Origin of the sequence: Nostoc punctiforme PCC 73102 (genome assembly GCF_000020025.1) — a bacterium.
GTDB classification, from domain to species: domain Bacteria; phylum Cyanobacteriota; class Cyanobacteriia; order Cyanobacteriales; family Nostocaceae; genus Nostoc; species Nostoc punctiforme.
Genome location: NC_010628.1, coordinates 4,527,992 through 4,545,637 on the forward strand (window position 1 = coordinate 4,527,992; position 17,646 = coordinate 4,545,637).

Below are 17,646 nucleotides of genomic sequence, written 5' to 3' on the forward strand. Positions count from 1 at the left end.
GTTTTAGCAGAGGTTAAACAACTAAGATTTATCGCTCTAATTATATACTTTATATTTCTCTATATCCGTCAAATAGCATACTTGTATTAGTTTTTAAAATTAACTTTTTTTAGGATATAAGTCATCATTTCTCCTTTGCCTTTAACCTGAATCAAACCTCGTTTATCGAATAAGTATTTATCTTTTAAAAGCTGATAAGTTGCTTCACAAACCTGGATATTACCGGCTATTCCATGTGATTCCATTCTACTAGCAGTATTTACTGTATCTCCCCAGAGATCGTAAGCAAACTTTTTCAGACCAATCACTCCCGCTACAACTGGCCCTGTACTAATGCCAATACGGATGCTAAATAATTGATTATTTTCTGCATTAAAGATAGCTATAGCATTTTGCATATCCAACGCCATATTAGCTATTGCTAAAGCATGATCCTTAGACTGATTTGGCAATCCGGCAACAGCCATATATGCGTCGCCAATAGTCTTGATTTTCTCTACCTTGTGAAGTTCTGCTAATTGGTCAAACAAACAGAATATTGTATTTAATAACTCGACTAATTCCGTAGGAGATGTACGAGCTGAAAGCTCTGTAAAACCAACAATATCGGCAAATAATACCGTAACTTCCATAAAACTATCAGCAATAGTTGTAGGCTGTTGTTTTAATTGTTCCGCAATCATTCCTGGCAAAATATTTAGTAGCAGCCGTTCCGATTTTTGCTGCGCCAGTTCCATTGCTTTACGCGCATAAAATTCTTTTTTTCGCAAGCGTTCGTATAAAAATACAGAAAATACACAAATTATGCAAGTCCAAAAGAAGTATAATCCTTGTTCAACATAAAAAGCTGATGGATTCTTCAATATAGGATTATATAAGAAATATAAGATTAAATAGCAAAGTATTGTTCCGAGTTGAGATATTAAATGCATCCACCATTGAACTGGTATAATTGTAGCCTGAGTAAGAAACATCAAAGTCCAAATATTGCTTCTAGGTTCCAGATTATTAAACAACAAAGCTATATCAATTTGGACAACACAAGTTACAGCCCAGCATAAACTCAAAAAAATTAAGTCAGGATGGCGACGACCAATAGAAGTTTTACATAAACCCCAACAAATAAAAATGAATAATTCTACGACAATCCCAATTTTAAAAGCGTATATCTTGGCTTCTAGATATGAATTTGCCCAAAGGAAAAAAGCGATTAAAGTCAAGCCAGCTACCAGCATAATCTGGGCCTGCAATTGCAGCCGTTTTAGTAGAAAGCTCTGTCGCTGTTCTTTGTAGGATTCGGCAAGGTTATTGTTGGTTTGCCGATTGGACATTCCGTGACTAATGAGGGCATCTAGTTGGGTTTTGTCAGAGTTAATTGGATGAATCATGCACTTTTTACGTTATTAGTAATCAATAGACTAGGGAATGGGGCATGGCGAATGGAAAAATTACCAATGCCCAATCCCCCATACCCAATCCCCAATACCCAATTCCCATAAATGGCTCGTACCCCTACACTAAATTTTGATCGTGGCACATTAATTTTGCATCCACCACCACGCGGCAAAGGTTGGATGGATTATGCGACGTGGGATGATAGAGTTGAAAAATTCCGCATTCCAGCAATTAGATACCGATCGCTAGTAGAAGCACTACAAGCGGAAGATGTGAATTTTATCGATGAGGCCAAGCAATTTTATCCTGTAGATTTGGTTCCCACTTTGGAAATGGAACCCTATCCCCACCAGACTGAGGCGTTAGCGGCTTGGAAACTGGCGGGTAGACAAGGGGTGGTTGTGCTTCCTACGGCGGCGGGAAAGACTTATTTAGCGCAAATGGCGATGCAGTCAACGCCCCGCACAACGCTAATTGTGGTGCCAACTTTAGATTTAATGCATCAGTGGTATGCACATTTAGTAGCGGCTTTCCCCGATGCTGAGGTGGGATTGCTGGGAGGTGGTTCGCGGGATAGAACGGCGATTCTAGTTGCAACTTATGATAGTGCAGCAATTCACGCTGAGACGTTGGGAAATCAATATGCGCTGATTGTTTTTGATGAATGCCATCATTTACCGACAGATTTTAATCGGGTTATCGCTGAATATGCGATCGCACCTTATCGTCTGGGACTCTCTGCTACACCCGAACGTACTGATGGTAAACACGCTGATTTAAATATTCTCATTGGAGAAGAAGTATATCGCAAACGGGCCGAGGATTTGGCGGGGAAGGCGTTAGCAGAACATGAAATTGTCCAAATTAAGGTAAAGTTATCGCAACTTGAACGGGAAAGATACAACCAGTTAATTCAAACCCGCAACGACTTTTTGAAGCAATCGAAGATTTCTTTAGGAAGTCTGCAAGGTTGGCAAATGTTTGTGCAGATGAGTGCTAGATCGCAATCTGGACGTAGGGCGATGTTAGCGCACCGGGAAGCAAAAGATATTGCTTTGGGGACTGATGGGAAGTTGCGAATTCTGATTAATTTATTGGCAGAACATTATCCGGCAAGAATTTTAATTTTTACTGCTGATAATGCAACGGTTTACCGCATTTCTCAAGAGTTGCTAATTCCGGCTATTACTCATCAAACTCCTGTGAAGGAACGGCATGAGATACTAACTAAGTTTCGGGAGGGTAAATATAATACTTTGGTTGCTTCTCATGTGTTGAATGAAGGCGTTGATGTACCTGCGGCAACTGTTGCGATTATTTTATCGGGGACGGGTTCGGCTAGGGAGTATACTCAGCGCTTGGGAAGGATTTTACGGAAGGGGAATATTGAGAATAAGCAGGCGATTTTGTATGAGGTTGTGGCGGAGGATACAAGTGAGGAGGGGACTTCGGCTAGGCGGAGAGGGGAGAGGAATAACGAACCGCAGAGGCGCGGAGGGCGCAGAGAGGAAGAGGAGAAAAAGGGGAAGTTACAGGTTGTGTATGGGAGTGAGAAGGAAAGGAGTTTGAAGGCTGCGGAACAGTTAGAAATTAATTATTCAGTCCAAAATCCAAAACTTGTACTGAGCGAAGTCGAAGTATCTAAAATCCAGAATTCAGATGTTACCGACAGACTTACTGATGCATCGCCAAAACGGAGAGGAGATCATTCCGAAGAGACTGAAGATTGATCGGGGAACTTCGGATTTGGCGATTGAGTTAATTAATTATTTTCAATCAGCAGTGGGGAAGACTCAGGGTGTACTTGAGCGACAACTGACTGATTTTGAGGGAGATTCTACAGATTATCGGGTGAAGCGAGGGTTAGCTTATATTCTCAAAAGCAGTTTTTGCACTTTTGAGGTGGTTAGTCCTTTGGAACCACAAATGTTAAGAGAACGGGTGTTTTCGTTGGCGGCAAAATCGGTTTCTAGTCGAGAATCGACACAAATTACTTTGAGTAAAATTGCTGATGAGTTAACTCAAGAACTTGAGCGGGAAGTATTATTAGAACAGGTTCGTAATGGACTATACGCTGATTTATCTGAAAATAAAATTTTGACAGTGTTTGATGCACCAACAGCGCCAGATTTGTTAAATAGATATAACTTATCTCAAGTGCAGGGTGTGTTTTATAAAGCCAGTCAACTGGTGTTAAATGCTCATCGTAATGTTCCGGGTGAATATAAGCTGTTATTTCGCTATCTGAAGTTGTTTCAATTGATGGCTTATATTGAGGGCGATGCTGACCACGGGTTTACTATTACCATTGACGGGCCGACGAGTTTGTTTAATCCTAGTACACGATATGGGTTAGCGATCGCTAAACTTATTCCGGCTTTACTTCACGTTACTAAATGGAGTCTTTCTTCGATTCTCCAAACCCGCGACGCTTATACAAATGCTTGGAAAACTGGACGTTTCACCCTCAATTCTGAATGTGGTTTAGTATCCCACTATCCACCAGGGAAACCCTACGATAGTATGCTAGAAGCATCCTTTGCTGATAAGTGGGATGCTTTGAAAAGCGGCTGGGCATTAGAGCGAGAAGTTGATTTGATCCCAATCCCCGGTAGTGTGATGATTCCCGATTTTCGCTTAGTGCATTCTGATGGACGCACTTTCTTATTAGAAATTGTTGGTTATTGGCGACCAGAATATTTACAAAAAAAGTTTTCTCAGGTGCGGCGGGCTGGACGTGATGACTTAATTTTGGCAATTTCTGAAAGACTTAATTTAGAAAAGGCGGGAGTAAAATTAAATGATGTCCCCGCCAGAATTGTTTGGTTTAAAGATAAGTTATTGCCGAAAGCTGTCTTAGCTGTAATGGATTGATTATGGGAGTGGGAACTGGGTTACTTGGTATTGGATATTTCATATTTGGAAAAGTCTTCCCTAATTCCCAGTCCCTAGTCCCTACTTAGAACGGCGCGATGCAGACGAACGAGCCCCAGGCTTCTCGCCATTAGTCGCGGGTGGTGCTGCTTTACGTTTAGCCGATGTCCGTGGTAACGGTTTAGGAGTCCGAGGCGATCGCTTTTCACCTCCAGATTTGGGTCTGTGTTGCCGTCCATTAGGGATTGGTTCGGCCGTTGTATCGGGGTTAGGGCCAAAGCCAGCAACTACTTCCCTTGGCAAACGCTGCTCAATCAGTTTTTCGATATCTGTCAATAAACTGTATTCATCGACGCACACCAGCGATACGGCTTCACCTGACGCACCAGCACGACCAGTTCGCCCAATGCGATGAACATAATCTTCCGGTACATTAGGTAAATCGAAGTTGACTACATGGGGTAGTTCGCTGATGTCAAGACCTCTAGCAGCAATGTCTGTCGCCACCAATACCTGTAAGCTACCATTCTTGAACTTTGCCAGAGCATTGGTACGCACCGGCTGACTCTTATTCCCGTGGATTGCAAGTGCTTGAATGCGGTCTTCACCCAACTGCTTGACTAAACGGTCAGCGCCATACTTAGTACGAGTAAACACTAGCACTTGATACCAATTATCGCGCCGAATCAGGTGAGCAAGTAATTGGCGTTTCTTGTCACGGTCTACTTGGTAAATTTTTTGGGCGATCGTCTCGGCGGTGACGTTGCGGCGTGCTACCTCAATCATCTTCGGGTTATTGAGTAGTCCGGCGGCTAGCGCTTTAATTTTGTCTGAAAAAGTAGCGAAGAATAGCAAATTTTGTCGCTGTTTGGGCAAAATTGCAAGGATGCGGCGGATATCATGGATAAAGCCCATGTCCAGCATCCGATCTGCTTCATCTAGAACTAAAACCTCAATATGTGACAGGTTCAGCGTGCCCTGCTGTACGTGATCCAGCAATCGCCCTGGAGTAGCAACCAAGATATCCACTCGGTTCTTCAAACGCTGTTTTTGCAGATTAATACCGACTCCCCCAAACATCACCATTGAGTTGAGCTGCAAGTATTTGCCGTACTCGCGCACGCTTTCTTCCACTTGGGCTGCGAGTTCACGAGTCGGGGTGAGAATCAGTGCCCGGATCGGGCGGTATCCATTAGATGTAACTTTGACGTTCTTCTCGGACGATAACCGATGTAGAAGCGGTAAGGTAAAACTAGCGGTTTTTCCAGTGCCAGTTTGTGCCCCAGCTAGTAAATCGCTACCCGATAAGACGGCAGGAATCGCCTGTCTCTGAATTGGCGTAGGTTCGGTGTAGCCTCGCTCTGTAACCGCACGGATAATTTCATTGGACAAGCCGAGAGTAGAAAAATTCATAAAACTCCAAAAGTAACATCGGCCTGTCGCCAATGGCGGCGTCAGTCTTAGGCGGACGGATAAAAAAGTCTTGAAAGGCTGGATGGGCAGTAACGCAAAGACTGAAGAGCGAGTGCCGCAGTCCCACATTCTAACAGATTGTAGTTCATTGTGTGGTTAAAGTTGCTCTGATTCAGTGTTGTGTTAAATTAGCATTACTTGGAATGTAAAGTATTGAACAATTAGGAGAAATTCGTTATCGCAATCCAAAAGCAACTGATTAATTCACAAATCAAGTCACCTCATGTCTTCTTGATTGACCATGAGAATAACAATCGTGGTCTGATCGACACCAATGAGGCGCTACAGTTGGCCGAGAGCTTAGAGCTTGACTTGGTTGTAGTCTCTCAAGGTAAAGAGGCCCCAATTGCCAAAATCCTGAATTATGGTAAGCTTCAGTATCAAAAGAAAAAACGTCAGAGCCAGAGTGCTAGACCTACGGTAAAAGAAGTTCGTTTCGGTTTAAACGTGGGTGTGGCTGATTACAATTTACGTATTGAAAAAGCAGTTGGTTGGTTGAGTAAAGGCGATTCAGTGAAGTTTGCCATTCGTTTACGAGGCCGAGAACATCAATATCGTGACCAAGCGGGAGAACTGCTAGACAGAATTGCAAAAGACCTCAGTCAAGTAGGTAAAATCCAGTCACTGGATAAACGCTCATTAATTGTTCAAGTCATTCCTGCCTAGTTAATCTTGCGATCGCTGGAGGATGTATTTGTGCCAGCTTTTGAAACTCCCACGGACATGAAAACATTGCTATTGCTCGTTTTCAGATCAAGCCGTGGGATTTTAGCTCCAAGCTAAGAAACCAAAAAAGCCAGAGCATAGGCAACAGCACTCCATCAGCTAACAATGGGACATAGCCAATCAATCGGCGCATTTAGTGATTAGGTGTGTTAACGCATCAATCAAGCGATCGCTTTCCATTGGCACAATGTCCTGTCCATGCATCACATTTTGAGTAATATGAAAATGCACTAATGTTCCTAAGAGGATTCTCGCTGTTGCTTCTGGATCGGGTATCTTTAGTTCCGGAGCCTCCAAGTACTGAGTAAGAGTTTCCACTACTGGCTTAATCATCACCCGAACACAAATTTGAGCTAACTCAGGAAAACGCCCAGATTCCCCTATTAGTACTCGCATAAATGCACTATGTTCTTGGTCATTAATCATCTGCTCTAATGCTTTGGTTACTATTTGGCGCAGTATGGCGGCTGGTTCTCCCTCAATAGGTTCTGTGCCAAAAATGGAGCTGTTCTTTTTGCTTGTCAGTTGCTCTAACAGTACTTTAAAAAGTCCTTCTTTATCTTGAAAGTGGCTGTAGACTGTCGCTTTAGAAACACCTGCTGCTACCGCTACCCGATCCATGCTTGTTCCAGCATAGCCATTTTGAAGGAACTCTTGCATTGCTCCTTGCAGAATTTGCTCCACTTTATCAACGGAATTGTCTCGATCCACTTCGCCAGTTTTGATGCGTACCATTTATTAATCATCCTTTCTTATAAACAATATTAATAGATGCTGCAAAATGCCCCAGTACAAAATGGCGAAAATAAATATACCCTTTCATAAAGCCCAAAAGCCTTTATTATCAGCTTTCCTCGCTTCTACTTTCTTCTAGTAGACAATCAATCCCAATAGGGAATAGCATTCCCCTGCATAATGCCTTTTTGATTGACAAGTTTAGTTATATCATCTTGACTAAACTAGTCCGTTTAGTTTAGCATAAATTGAACTGAACAGTTTAGTACAAGTTGCTACTGGTGGTAAGGGGAAAATAGTATGGAGCAAAACAGGAATTCAGAGGGTCTAAGGTCTTCTCAGAATCTTGTGCGATCGCCTGTTCTACTTGCAATAATTACATCTCTAGCAATAGGCGGAATCAGCGTTTATGCTGTGATGAAGCTTCAGGCTACAGCTAATGAGAAGCAAAAGACATCAGTAGCGATTCAGCCTGTGGTAAAAACAGTCACAGCATTAGGGCGGCTAGAACCAAAGGGAGAAGTAATAAAACTATCAGCGCCTTCTTCTAATGAAGGAAATCGGGTAGAGCAACTATTGGTGAAAGAAGGCGATGCCATCAAAGCTGGGCAGGTAGTTGCGATTATGGACAACCGCGATCGCCTCCAAGCGACTTTGGGTGAAGCAGAAAAACAAGTTAAAGTTGCTAAATCCCGCCTTAACCAGGTAAAAGCTGGAGCCAAACAGGGAGAAATTGGAGCGCGTCAAGCTACCGTGAATCGTCTGCAAGTAGAATTAGAAGGAGACATTAAAACTCAGCAAGCCACAATTAACCGTATAGAAGCAGAACTCCTTGGGCAACAACGGAGCTTGCAAGCAACAGTGGCTCGCGTAGCAGCCGAGAGACGTAATGCCCAAGCTGAGGTACAGCGCTACGAGACTTTATATAAAGCAGGAGCAATTTCTAGCCAGGAAGTTGATAGCAGACGTTTAAGTGCAGAAACTTCCACTCAAGCGTTAATTGAAAGCCAAGCCACTCAGACAAGAACTGTGGCTACCCTACAACAGCAACTTAACGAAGCAAAAGCTAACCAGGATAAAACCCTCGCCAGCTTACAACAGCAGATTAACGAAGCAAAAGCTAACCTGAATCAAACTGCTGAAGTCCGTCCCACAGATATAGCAAATGCACAGGCAGAGATAGAGAGCGCTCAAGCCACCGTGGAGAAAATTAAAGCAGAACTGGCGCAAGCATACATTGTGGCTCCTAAAGCCGGTCGAATTTTGGAGATTAATACACGAGCCGGAGAAACTGTTGGCGATGAAGGAATTGTGGCTCTAGGCCAAACCGACCAGATGTATGCAGTGGTAGAAGTCTACCAAAGTGATATCAAGAGAGTGCGTCCGGGACAGGATGTGCGGGTCAGCAGTGATTCCCTACGCAATGAATTAGAGGGAAGAGTAGATTGGATTGGTATGCAGGTAAAGCGGCAAAATCTGATCAACGCCGATCCCTCTAGCAATATTGATGCCAGAGTAGTGGAAGTTCATGTGCAACTGAATAAACTATCTAGCCAAAACGCTTCTAGCTTAACTAATTTGCAAGTCAAGGCGGTAATTGAACTGTGATTGGATTTATCCAGCAACTGCGGCGGCGAACACCTTTAGGATGGTTGCAACTGAGTCACGAAAAAGGTCGTCTGTTGGTGGCATTGTCAGGCATTGCCTTTGCTGATGTTCTGATGTTCATGCAGCTAGGGTTTCAGACTGCCTTGTTTGAAAGTAATACAATCTTGCATCGGAGTATGCAGGCTGATATGTTTGTCATCAGCCCCCAAGCACGTAACCTAGCAAATATGTCTAACTTTACGCGGCGGCGGCTGTATCAAGCAATGGATGTACCAGGTGTAAAGTCGGCAGAAGGAATGTACGTCAACATTGTTGATTGGAAAAATCCCCAAACACAACAGAAGACGACAATATTAGTTATGGGGTTCAATCCCGATCGGCAAGTGTTTAACTTAGCGGATGTGAATCGCCAGGTAGATGCTGTTAAGCTACCAGATACCGTTCTCTTCGATCGCGCCTCTAGAGGAGATTACAATGAAGCGATCGCCAAAATTGAACAAGGTAAAACTGTCACAACCGAAATAGAACGGCGGACAATTACCATTAGCGGCTTATTTACAGTCGGGGCTTCCTTCATAGCAGATGGTACTTTAATCACCAGCGACCAAAACTTTCTGCGACTATTTCCCAGACGAGAAGCCAGCAGCGTTAGTCTTGGTTTGGTGCAGCTGCAACCAGGCTACGATCCAAAAGAGATGAAAGCAGCTTTAGAATCTCATTTAGATGATGATGTCAAAGTTTTAACTCAAGCAGAATTTATCGAATTTGAAATAAATTACTGGAAAACAAATACTGCAATCGGATTTATCTTCAGCCTCGGTGTAGCAATGGGGTTTATGGTAGGCGTGATTATTGTCTATCAAGTTCTTTCTACAGATGTAAATTCCCATATTAAAGAATACGCCACTTTTAAAGCGATGGGGTATAACAATCTCTACTTATTAGGTGTGGTGCTTGAAGAGGCGATAATTTTGGCAGTCTTGGGCTTTATCCCAGGAGCGATCGCACCTTTAGGACTTTATCATTTAACACGTAATGCGACTAATTTGCCACTTTACATGACCGTAGCACGGGCTTTGACGGTATTAACCCTGACTATGATTATGTGTGTAATTTCTGGTGCGATCGCCACCCGTAAATTACAGTCAGCCGATCCCGCAGATATGTTTTAATTTGTCATTTGTCATTTATCCTTTGCAAAGGACAAATGACAAGCATCACGAGTAATCAAGCTATTTATGAGTAGTCAACCTGTCATCTCTGTTAAAAATCTCGATCACTATTTCGGTCATGGTCAGCTTCGCAAACAAGTTCTCTTTGATATCAACCTGGATATTAACGCTGGCGAAATTATTATTATGACTGGGCCTTCTGGTTCTGGTAAAACTACACTTCTTACCTTAGCCGGCGGCTTGCGTTCTGCCCAATCTGGCAGTTTGCAGATATTGGAACAAGAACTATGTGGCGCTAAGACAGCACAACTTACCCAGGTGCGACGCAATAACGGTTATATTTTCCAAGCGCACAACTTGCACGGTAGCCTGACAGTACTCCAGAACGTCAGAATGGGCTTAGAAGTGCATAATAATATTTCACCCGCAGAAATGAAAGCTCGATCAGCCCAAATGTTAGAGGAGGTAGGATTAGGGCATCGCTTGAATTACTATCCTGATGATTTATCTGGGGGACAAAAACAAAGAGTTGCGATCGCTCGTGCGTTAGTAGGTCGTCCTAAAATTGTCTTAGCAGATGAACCCACCGCCGCCCTTGACAGTAAATCGGGACGAGATGTGGTCAACCTCATGCAAAAACTAGCTAAAGAACAGTATTGTACCATTCTCTTGGTGACTCATGACAACCGCATTCTAGATATTGCCGATCGCATTGTCTATATGGAAGATGGCAAATTAGTAAATGACCGGGCTGTTGTTGAAGCCAGTTAGTTAGGCTGGTTGTTTTTTATGAAGCGTAAGTGTCCTGCGACTACGCAGATAAAGCGGTAATGTTATAGTACTATAGGAAATAGGATAAAATTTACCTCAATTTACGGCGTTTGAATATAAGATAGATACTCAAATGTGTAAATAAATATCTGGAGAGGTGTCCGAGCGGTTCATGGTGACGCACTCGAAATGCGTTTTGGGGAAACCCAACGGGGGTTCGAATCCCCCCCTCTCCGTTTAAAAATGTTTCTAAAGAACTGGACAAACCGATAATGTTTGGCTTGATAACTGGCACGTATAATTATTTGCAAGTGAAACGAGCTTATATTTCCGTGGCTACTGAGTTAAATATTGTCGAATAAACACTAAAATATACAGCACCAACACAGATTTTTGGGATAAACTAATGCCATCGTGTGAGGAGTGAACGATGGCAAATCTCAGCCTGGGGAGAGAGTTTTCATTTAGTTTTATCAGTATCTGTTTATATCTGGGTATTAGTATAGGAGTCGTAATTCGGCTTGGGCAATCACAGCAATTAAACGCTGCTACTACACCCACTGAACCTGTATCATTACCGTTTACTATTGCTGAACCTACGTCATTAACACCAAAGCAGCAAACTTCTTCAGATATTATTACTATCAAAGCTGTTGGAGATATTATTCCCGGCACTAATTTTCCTAACTATAGATTACCCCGGTTTCAGGAGCAATTATTACCAAAGCCAGTGAGATCCCACTTGCAAGGATCTGATATTTTATTTGGTAATTTTGAAAGTAGCTTAACTAACTATCCTTACACTACCAAAGATACTAGTAGAGGACAAGTCTTTGCTTTTCGCTCCCCACCTGGATATGCTCGGCTATTTGCTGAGGCTGGTTTTAATGTGTTTAATATGGCGAATAATCATGCAATGGATTTCGGTTCGGTAGGGTTCAAAGATACAAAGAAAAATCTTGAGGCTGTGGGCATTGCAACATTAGGTCATAAAAATCAAATTCTTTATTTGAAAGCTAACAATATCCCTGTGGCAATGGTGGGTTTTTCTCCTTATGAAATGTATAATTCCATCCATAATTTAGGAGCAGCCCAAGCTCTGATAGCGAAAGCTAAAAATAAAGCAAATATTGTAATAGTATCGATGCACGCTGGAGCCGAAGGAACTGAGGCACTACATGTTAAGAATCAGACAGAGTTTTTTTATGGAGAGAACCGAGGTAATTCAATCCAGTTTGCTAGAAATATGATTGATGCTGGAGCAGACCTAGTATTAGGACATGGGCCTCACGTTCCGAGAGCGATGGAAATTTATAAGGGAAAAATCATTGCCTACTCTTTAGGAAACTTTTTAGGATATCGAACTTTATCTACAAATGCCCAGACGGGTGACTCTATGATTTTAGAAGTTAAACTCAACTCTATGGGAGATTTGGTATCAAGTAAAATTATCCCCGTGCGAATGAATCGTCAAGGAATCCCTCAAATTGATCGGTATTTTCGGACTGTGAAACTTATGCGTGATTTGAATAATCAAGCTTTTCCCAAAAATCCGGTGAAGATTAATAAGAAAGGGGAAGTTGTTGTAAAGAAAAGGAAATCAGGGATTTAGCTATGTCACAGAATGGTAACTCTCAAGTAGTTCTTGATACAGAAAATCTCGACTTTGAAGAAAAAATCTAAAATTGACTAATTATTATCATCTTGTAGCTTTTCTTGCAATTTGCGATCGCTCTGGGGTTGATTATCAGTTGGTGAATTTTGCTTTTCCAGTGTTGGTACTACTACGGCAGAAGGATCTGACTGTTTGGATTGTGTCGGTGGTGCTGCTGGTATAACCACAGAATTTGGTGGAATTATCGGTTGAGGGGAAGCAGAATTCTGATTAGAAGCGGGTGAGTTATTTTGTGGCAATGGTGCGGGAGAAGCACTACGAGTTGATCGGATCGCCCGTAGTTTCTCTACTAGCGAGGGTGTGGGTGAAACGCTAGGTGAAGGTGCAGATTGCTGCAAATCGCCTCGTTGTGAATCTCCTGTAGGGCTACTAGGAGTTTCTTCGGGGGAAGAACGGCGATTACGTCGGCGCTGCTTGGAATTAGAAAGAGGTGCTGATTCTGTTCTTGAGGTGGTGTTAGTCTCTGCACCATTTTCTACGCTAGGTACTTTCGCGGCTGGCTGTTGAGTAGGCTGTTCAAAAAGCGGCTTTGTAGTTGGCTGCGGCTGAGATTTGGGTAAAATGCTAGTGATGCCAAAACCTGCGGTAGCAGCAACTAAGGCTACACCCATACCAATGAGTATTTGAGATGATCCCGGTTTTTTTGCCAGTGGGTTTCCTTTAGAGATGCCTTGGTTGGGTTGTGCAAGCACAGATGGCTTATGAAGGCGATTTCGGCCAGTTTTCCCAAGTAAAGTTGCAGCTTCTTTGGCAGATAAATTGACAGTTGGGACTGCATAAGTTGCTAAGGCTTCCGGTGTCATCAGCGCCTCATTTCCAGGTAGCAGTTGTAACCACTCGGCAACTGTTGCTGGTCGAAAACGAGACTCCACCGCCATACCCCGCATTATTGCCTGATTGACAGCAGCACTCAAGTGTGGTTGTAATTCGCGCGGGGAAGGCATTTGTTCGCGATCGCGCAATAATGCTGGCATAGGAACTTGTGCTGTCAAAAGTGCATACAAAGTTGCGGCTAAACCATAAACATCTGTGGCGGGTGTGCGCGGTGCTTGTGTCAAATACTGCTCAATTGGAGAATAGCCTTCAGAAACTAGACCAGTGTGAGTCTGTCTGACACCGCCATTAAATTCCCTGGCAATGCCAAAATCAATTAGTACTACTTCTTGTGTTCCTTGACGAAGAATAATATTATCTGGTTTGACATCTCGGTGCAGCAAACCATTGTTATGTACTACCTGTAAAGCTGCTCCAATTTGACGAATGTAATGAATTGCTGTGGCTTCAGGCAAAGTTATTCCTGGTAATACAAATGCGTCTCCCAAGGTTTCACCACGAATGTATTCCATTACCATGTAAGGCAGTCCAGCTTCCACAAAAAAGTCACTGACTCGGACTATATTTGGATGAATACACGTAGCTAATCGTCTGGCTTCATCTTGGAATTGGCGCTCAAATTTCGCAAAATCAGGATGTTGTCGCAGCCGTTCATTGATGGTTTTCATCACCACCTCCTGACCTAAGTAGTGATGGGTAGCTTTAAATGTAATACCAAAGCCACCCCGCCCTATTTCTTGAATTAGGGTATATTTTCCATCTTGCAAAATTGTGCCTGCTAACATAAAGAGTCCTGAATCCTGAGTGAGCAGATAAATAGCGAGTCCTGAGTCTTGAGGAATTTCTAAAAATTTTCCCGTATTTTTTATGAGGCAGGGTTTATCACCTGTCTATTCTACGGGATGATTTAGTTGTCGGAACTCCCTAAGCGAGAAAACCTCCCCACCTCACAAAAGTTTTATCTTTTTCAGATGATAACGCGGGAGTAAAGAAATTCTGAAGTAGGAAAAAGACTTAAGCTATCTGCTACATCCGTAATGTCAAGGAGAAAATACGACTCGACGCGCTAGTTGCTACAACATAGTTTCTTAATTGACGCTTTAATTTCGTCTTAATTCAGCACAAGCTGAAACACTCAAAGCACTCTCCCACCCAGCTATTCCCTGCTACCTTGACTACTTTGAGCTAGATTCACCCAACAGCAGAGGATTTGCACTCGTACAAAGTTATATCTATATCCCAGCCCAATCTCTAGAAGCACAACTCAAAATTGGGCGTAGTTTCAGTGAAGAAGAAGTTAAGAAACTAGCAAAAGCCATTCTAGAAATTCTCAAATATCTGCATGGCCGTCAAACGCCCATAATTCATCGTGATATCAAACCAAGCAATATTCTATTAATAAATCGCTCTGGTTGAGCGATTGGCTAGGCTTACCAATTACTAGAGAGTAAATCACAAACTAAATTCGGCAGCGCCATTTTCATCCACATTTGGATTTTTACCCATAGCAGTAGGTTTAAATTTAGAGCCATGAATTAATTCAGCAAACACAATTCCTGGATTTTGGTGAAGAATATTCAGCACACTCATAAAATCTCGCACAATTTCTCCTGGTGTCAGTAATGCTTCCGCACCCAAACGATTAATAATTTCTTGCACAAACTCCTTCAATTCACGATTTGTCAAAGTCTGTTCATACCCAAAATTAAGTGCATGAATCTCAGCTAAACGTTGCAGAAGCGTCAATATTTCTGCTTCACTCAACGGATTTAGCCGAATCACTGGCCCTGAATTTTCTTGAACATTAGCTTGTGCAACAAAACGACTTTCTTTTGTGCGTCTTTGCCAAGCTTGGTCTGCAAAAAGTCCGCGTTTGGGATCTTCTAAAAATTTAGTTGTTCCACCAACGACAATGCCAAGATGTTCAGCTTTACACTGCATGGTGTCGTTAAACATTGCCAGGAGTCGATTATAATTCTTTTCGCGCGTGACTGTAGTAGATATTTGATATAAATGTACAGCTTCATCAACTAAAATTAACAGTCCTTTATAACCAATCTCAGCGACAAATTTCGCAAACAGTTTTATATAGTCATACCAACTATCATCATCAATAATGACGCGCACTCCTAAAGCTGCTTTCGCCTCAACTTTAGTAGTAAATTCTCCCCGCAGCCAGCGCATCGCCGCATTTTTTAAATTATCATCATCCATTCGGTAGCCACGCCAATAAGCGATAATCACGCTACCAAAATCAAAACCGTGAACTAAACCTTCAATATACTGAACTACTTCCCTAATTTTTGATTCAACTTGGTCATCAAAACCATCGTCATTGGGACGCATTTCAGTTTCTTTAACCACTTCTTGTTGAATTTTATTAATCCATCCTTCTAAAATCGAAACTAAAGCACCACCATCAGGGCGAGTTTTTGTAGCTAGGTGGCTCATTAATTCTCTATAAGTGGCTACACCTTCATTGTTGCTTCCAGCTAATCGGCGTTCAGAGGATAAATCAGCATCAGCTACTACAAAACCTTGCTCCATAGCACGGTTACGAATTAGTTGCAGTAAAAAACTTTTCCCGGAACCGTAGTTACCAATTATGAAGCGAAATGCTGCTACACCTTCTGCAATATCATCGAGATTTTGTAATAGGCTTTTTAGTTCTTTTTCTCGACCTACTGCAATATATTCAACTCCTACTCTTGGTACTACTCCCGCACCAAGGGAATTGATTAAAGCAGTGGAGATTTTTTTCGAGATTTTGAGCTTTGCCATGTATTACACTTCACTTTATTCTAAACACATAAGCACGTAGTAAATAGGTAAGGTACATATTCACCTTACTACTAATCTTACGACGGCAATAATATTTTAATTTGGCGACGTATGTCTAGCCATGAGACTTTCATGCATTACAATCATTTTTTTGACATAGGTAATATGCTCATGGTAAACTTCTGGACTTTCCGAATCAGAGTTAATTATTAATTCCCCAATAGTATCATTTGCCCGTTCATTTATAGAATCGATTAAAAGATTTGGCATAGTGATATTTGCTTCGGCAATTTTTTTAATAGCAGCTTTGGGATTATCTTGTTCAACTATAGCTTTTAATACTTGTAGTTCGTATCCTGGGAGATTTTCTAAAAAATTAGTCCATTCTTCAGGTATATTCTCTGATGTATCAATTTCCGAATTGCCTATAACTGCTGTAGTTTCCATTATTTCAGAAAAAGGAAACAATTCAGTATCATCTTCTTGAAAACTATCTGCTAAAGGCTCTTGATTAAATGTTTCTAGTTGTTGGAGTAATTCCCATACTTGATTTTGTAATGAATCTCGTTCTTCTTGCAATAATGAAATTTGCCCTTGCAACTGCTGTAATTCGGATTTGTGTTCTACTAGTTTGGTTTGTGAAGAATGTAGGATAGCTTGAATATTTTCTCTTTCAGTTTTTGTCGCTACCAGCAACTGATTTTTTTGCGTTGTCTCAACTTCTAACTCTTGAATTGCAATTCGCAGTTCGTATAGTTTTTCTTCTAATTGGGGTTTGAGTCTGCCTAAAAGAGTTAAATTACTTTCAACTTCTTGTCTCTCTTGCTGGAGTTCTGAAATTTGGCTTTGCAATTGCGTGATTTCAGCACGAGATACATTACAATTCGACTCTAGACGACGCTTCTCTGCTGTAAGTATAGAAAAAGCATTATTCAATTCTGTTTGATTTTTCTGCAAGTTATTAATTTCAGTTTGCAGACTATTTATTTCAGTCTCTAGCTGTTTTTTTTGTCCGGCAAATGTTCTTAATTCTCGATGTAAACTATCCCTTTGGTTACGGCTTTCTGTAACTTGATTTTGCAGTTGCTGTGACTCTGCATATAATAAATTATGATGTTCTTCGATTTGATTTATTTCTCTGACAAGACGAGCTTTCAACCCTTCCATTTCTTTAATTCGTTTGCGGAGAGAACCTAAAACAAACATTTCATAATTTCTCCGCCGTTTATCTACAAATAATGCTGCTGCATAGATAGTAGCGGCAGTAATTAAACCTGTGAGAAAAGCTTTATTAAAATCCCAGCTTGGGACGAGACTAAGACCAAAACTCACACTAAAGGCAACTATTCCTAGTATAAATCGATTGCTGATTGTTACTGATTGCATATTGCTCGTTTTTAGCGTAGTGAAATTATCAGAATAAGTAAGTTTCATACTAATTCGTAATACTCGCTAGTCGCGTAGCGTCTCGTAGAGAAGGCAAAAAGCAAGCTACGTAATTCGTAATTACATTGGCGGATATCCGAATGTAATTAAAAATTAGAATACACAGGTTATTCTGCTTGGTTAAATAAGGCATTTTTCCAAAGTTTTGTATCATAG

The 17,646-nt window shown here is 41.7% G+C and carries 13 protein-coding genes, 1 tRNA gene and 1 pseudogene; 9 read left to right on the top strand and 6 right to left on the bottom strand.

Annotation, left to right across the window (positions count from 1 at the left end; all coding sequences use genetic code 11):
• Window positions 1-86 precede the first annotated feature (86 nt).
• On the bottom strand, window positions 87-1,331 hold the full coding sequence (locus tag NPUN_RS18165; protein ID WP_234710946.1) for an adenylate/guanylate cyclase domain-containing protein: 1,245 nt from the start codon (window positions 1,329-1,331) through the stop codon (window positions 87-89).
• A 168-nt stretch (window positions 1,332-1,499) separates the two neighbouring features.
• Between NPUN_RS18165 and NPUN_RS18170 the strand changes: the two genes are divergently transcribed.
• Both NPUN_RS18170 and NPUN_RS18175 read left to right on the top strand, forming a co-directional pair.
• Window positions 1,500-3,125, top strand: coding sequence for a DEAD/DEAH box helicase (locus NPUN_RS18170; RefSeq protein ID WP_012409961.1), 1,626 nt, complete (start codon window positions 1,500-1,502; stop codon window positions 3,123-3,125).
• Window positions 3,055-4,269 carry a DUF790 family protein gene (locus NPUN_RS18175; RefSeq protein WP_012409962.1) on the top strand — a complete coding sequence of 405 codons (1,215 nt, stop codon included), beginning with the start codon at window positions 3,055-3,057 and terminating at the stop codon, window positions 4,267-4,269. Before NPUN_RS18170 ends, NPUN_RS18175 begins: the two co-directional genes overlap by 71 nt.
• Window positions 4,270-4,350: 81 nt before the next feature.
• Here the strand turns inward: NPUN_RS18175 and NPUN_RS18180 are convergent, their stop codons facing one another.
• On the bottom strand, window positions 4,351-5,682 hold the full coding sequence (locus NPUN_RS18180; RefSeq protein WP_012409963.1) for a DEAD/DEAH box helicase: 1,332 nt from the start codon (window positions 5,680-5,682) through the stop codon (window positions 4,351-4,353).
• A 291-nt stretch (window positions 5,683-5,973) separates the two neighbouring features.
• On the opposite strand from NPUN_RS18180, the gene infC reads away from it, so the two are divergent.
• Window positions 5,974-6,408 carry a translation initiation factor IF-3 gene (gene infC / locus NPUN_RS18185; protein ID WP_012409964.1) on the top strand — a complete coding sequence of 145 codons (435 nt, stop codon included), beginning with the start codon at window positions 5,974-5,976 and terminating at the stop codon, window positions 6,406-6,408.
• 180 nt (window positions 6,409-6,588) lie between these two features.
• On the opposite strand, the gene NPUN_RS18190 is transcribed toward infC, so the two are convergent.
• Window positions 6,589-7,203, bottom strand: a complete 615-nt coding sequence (locus NPUN_RS18190; protein ID WP_012409965.1) for a TetR/AcrR family transcriptional regulator — start codon at window positions 7,201-7,203, stop codon at window positions 6,589-6,591.
• A gap of 300 nt (window positions 7,204-7,503) precedes the next feature.
• On the opposite strand from NPUN_RS18190, the gene NPUN_RS18195 reads away from it, so the two are divergent.
• The 5 genes from NPUN_RS18195 (at window position 7,504) to NPUN_RS18215 (ending at window position 12,366) form a co-directional block, all read left to right on the top strand.
• Entirely contained in the window at window positions 7,504-8,811 is a 1,308-nt protein-coding gene (locus NPUN_RS18195; protein ID WP_012409966.1) for an HlyD family efflux transporter periplasmic adaptor subunit, read from the top strand.
• The gene (gene devC, locus NPUN_RS18200; protein WP_012409967.1) at window positions 8,808-9,983 is read left to right on the top strand and encodes an ABC transporter permease DevC; all 1,176 of its coding nucleotides are present in this window, start codon (window positions 8,808-8,810) and stop codon (window positions 9,981-9,983) included. Before NPUN_RS18195 ends, devC begins: the two co-directional genes overlap by 4 nt.
• Window positions 9,984-10,049: 66 nt before the next feature.
• A complete protein-coding gene (locus NPUN_RS18205) occupies window positions 10,050-10,754 on the top strand; it encodes a DevA family ABC transporter ATP-binding protein (protein WP_012409968.1) in 705 nt (234 codons plus the stop codon).
• Between the two features lie 151 nt (window positions 10,755-10,905).
• Window positions 10,906-10,990, top strand: a tRNA-Ser gene (locus NPUN_RS18210).
• A gap of 194 nt (window positions 10,991-11,184) precedes the next feature.
• A complete protein-coding gene (locus tag NPUN_RS18215) occupies window positions 11,185-12,366 on the top strand; it encodes a CapA family protein (RefSeq protein WP_012409969.1) in 1,182 nt (393 codons plus the stop codon).
• Between the two features lie 77 nt (window positions 12,367-12,443).
• Here the strand turns inward: NPUN_RS18215 and NPUN_RS18220 are convergent, their stop codons facing one another.
• Window positions 12,444-14,048 carry a serine/threonine protein kinase gene (locus NPUN_RS18220; protein WP_012409970.1) on the bottom strand — a complete coding sequence of 535 codons (1,605 nt, stop codon included), beginning with the start codon at window positions 14,046-14,048 and terminating at the stop codon, window positions 12,444-12,446.
• Between the two features lie 334 nt (window positions 14,049-14,382).
• On the opposite strand from NPUN_RS18220, the pseudogene NPUN_RS39250 reads away from it, so the two are divergent.
• Window positions 14,383-14,676, top strand: a pseudogene (locus NPUN_RS39250) (protein kinase domain-containing protein); the annotation flags it as partial.
• Between the two features lie 39 nt (window positions 14,677-14,715).
• On the opposite strand, the gene NPUN_RS18225 reads toward NPUN_RS39250, so the two are convergent.
• Together NPUN_RS18225 and NPUN_RS18230 are read right to left on the bottom strand one after the other, a co-directional pair.
• Window positions 14,716-16,044: an ATP-binding protein gene (locus NPUN_RS18225; RefSeq protein WP_012409971.1), complete on the bottom strand. Its 1,329-nt coding sequence runs from the start codon at window positions 16,042-16,044 to the stop codon at window positions 14,716-14,718.
• 96 nt (window positions 16,045-16,140) lie between these two features.
• Window positions 16,141-17,430: a tellurite resistance TerB C-terminal domain-containing protein gene (locus NPUN_RS18230; protein ID WP_041565500.1), complete on the bottom strand. Its 1,290-nt coding sequence runs from the start codon at window positions 17,428-17,430 to the stop codon at window positions 16,141-16,143.
• Window positions 17,431-17,646 lie beyond the last annotated feature (216 nt).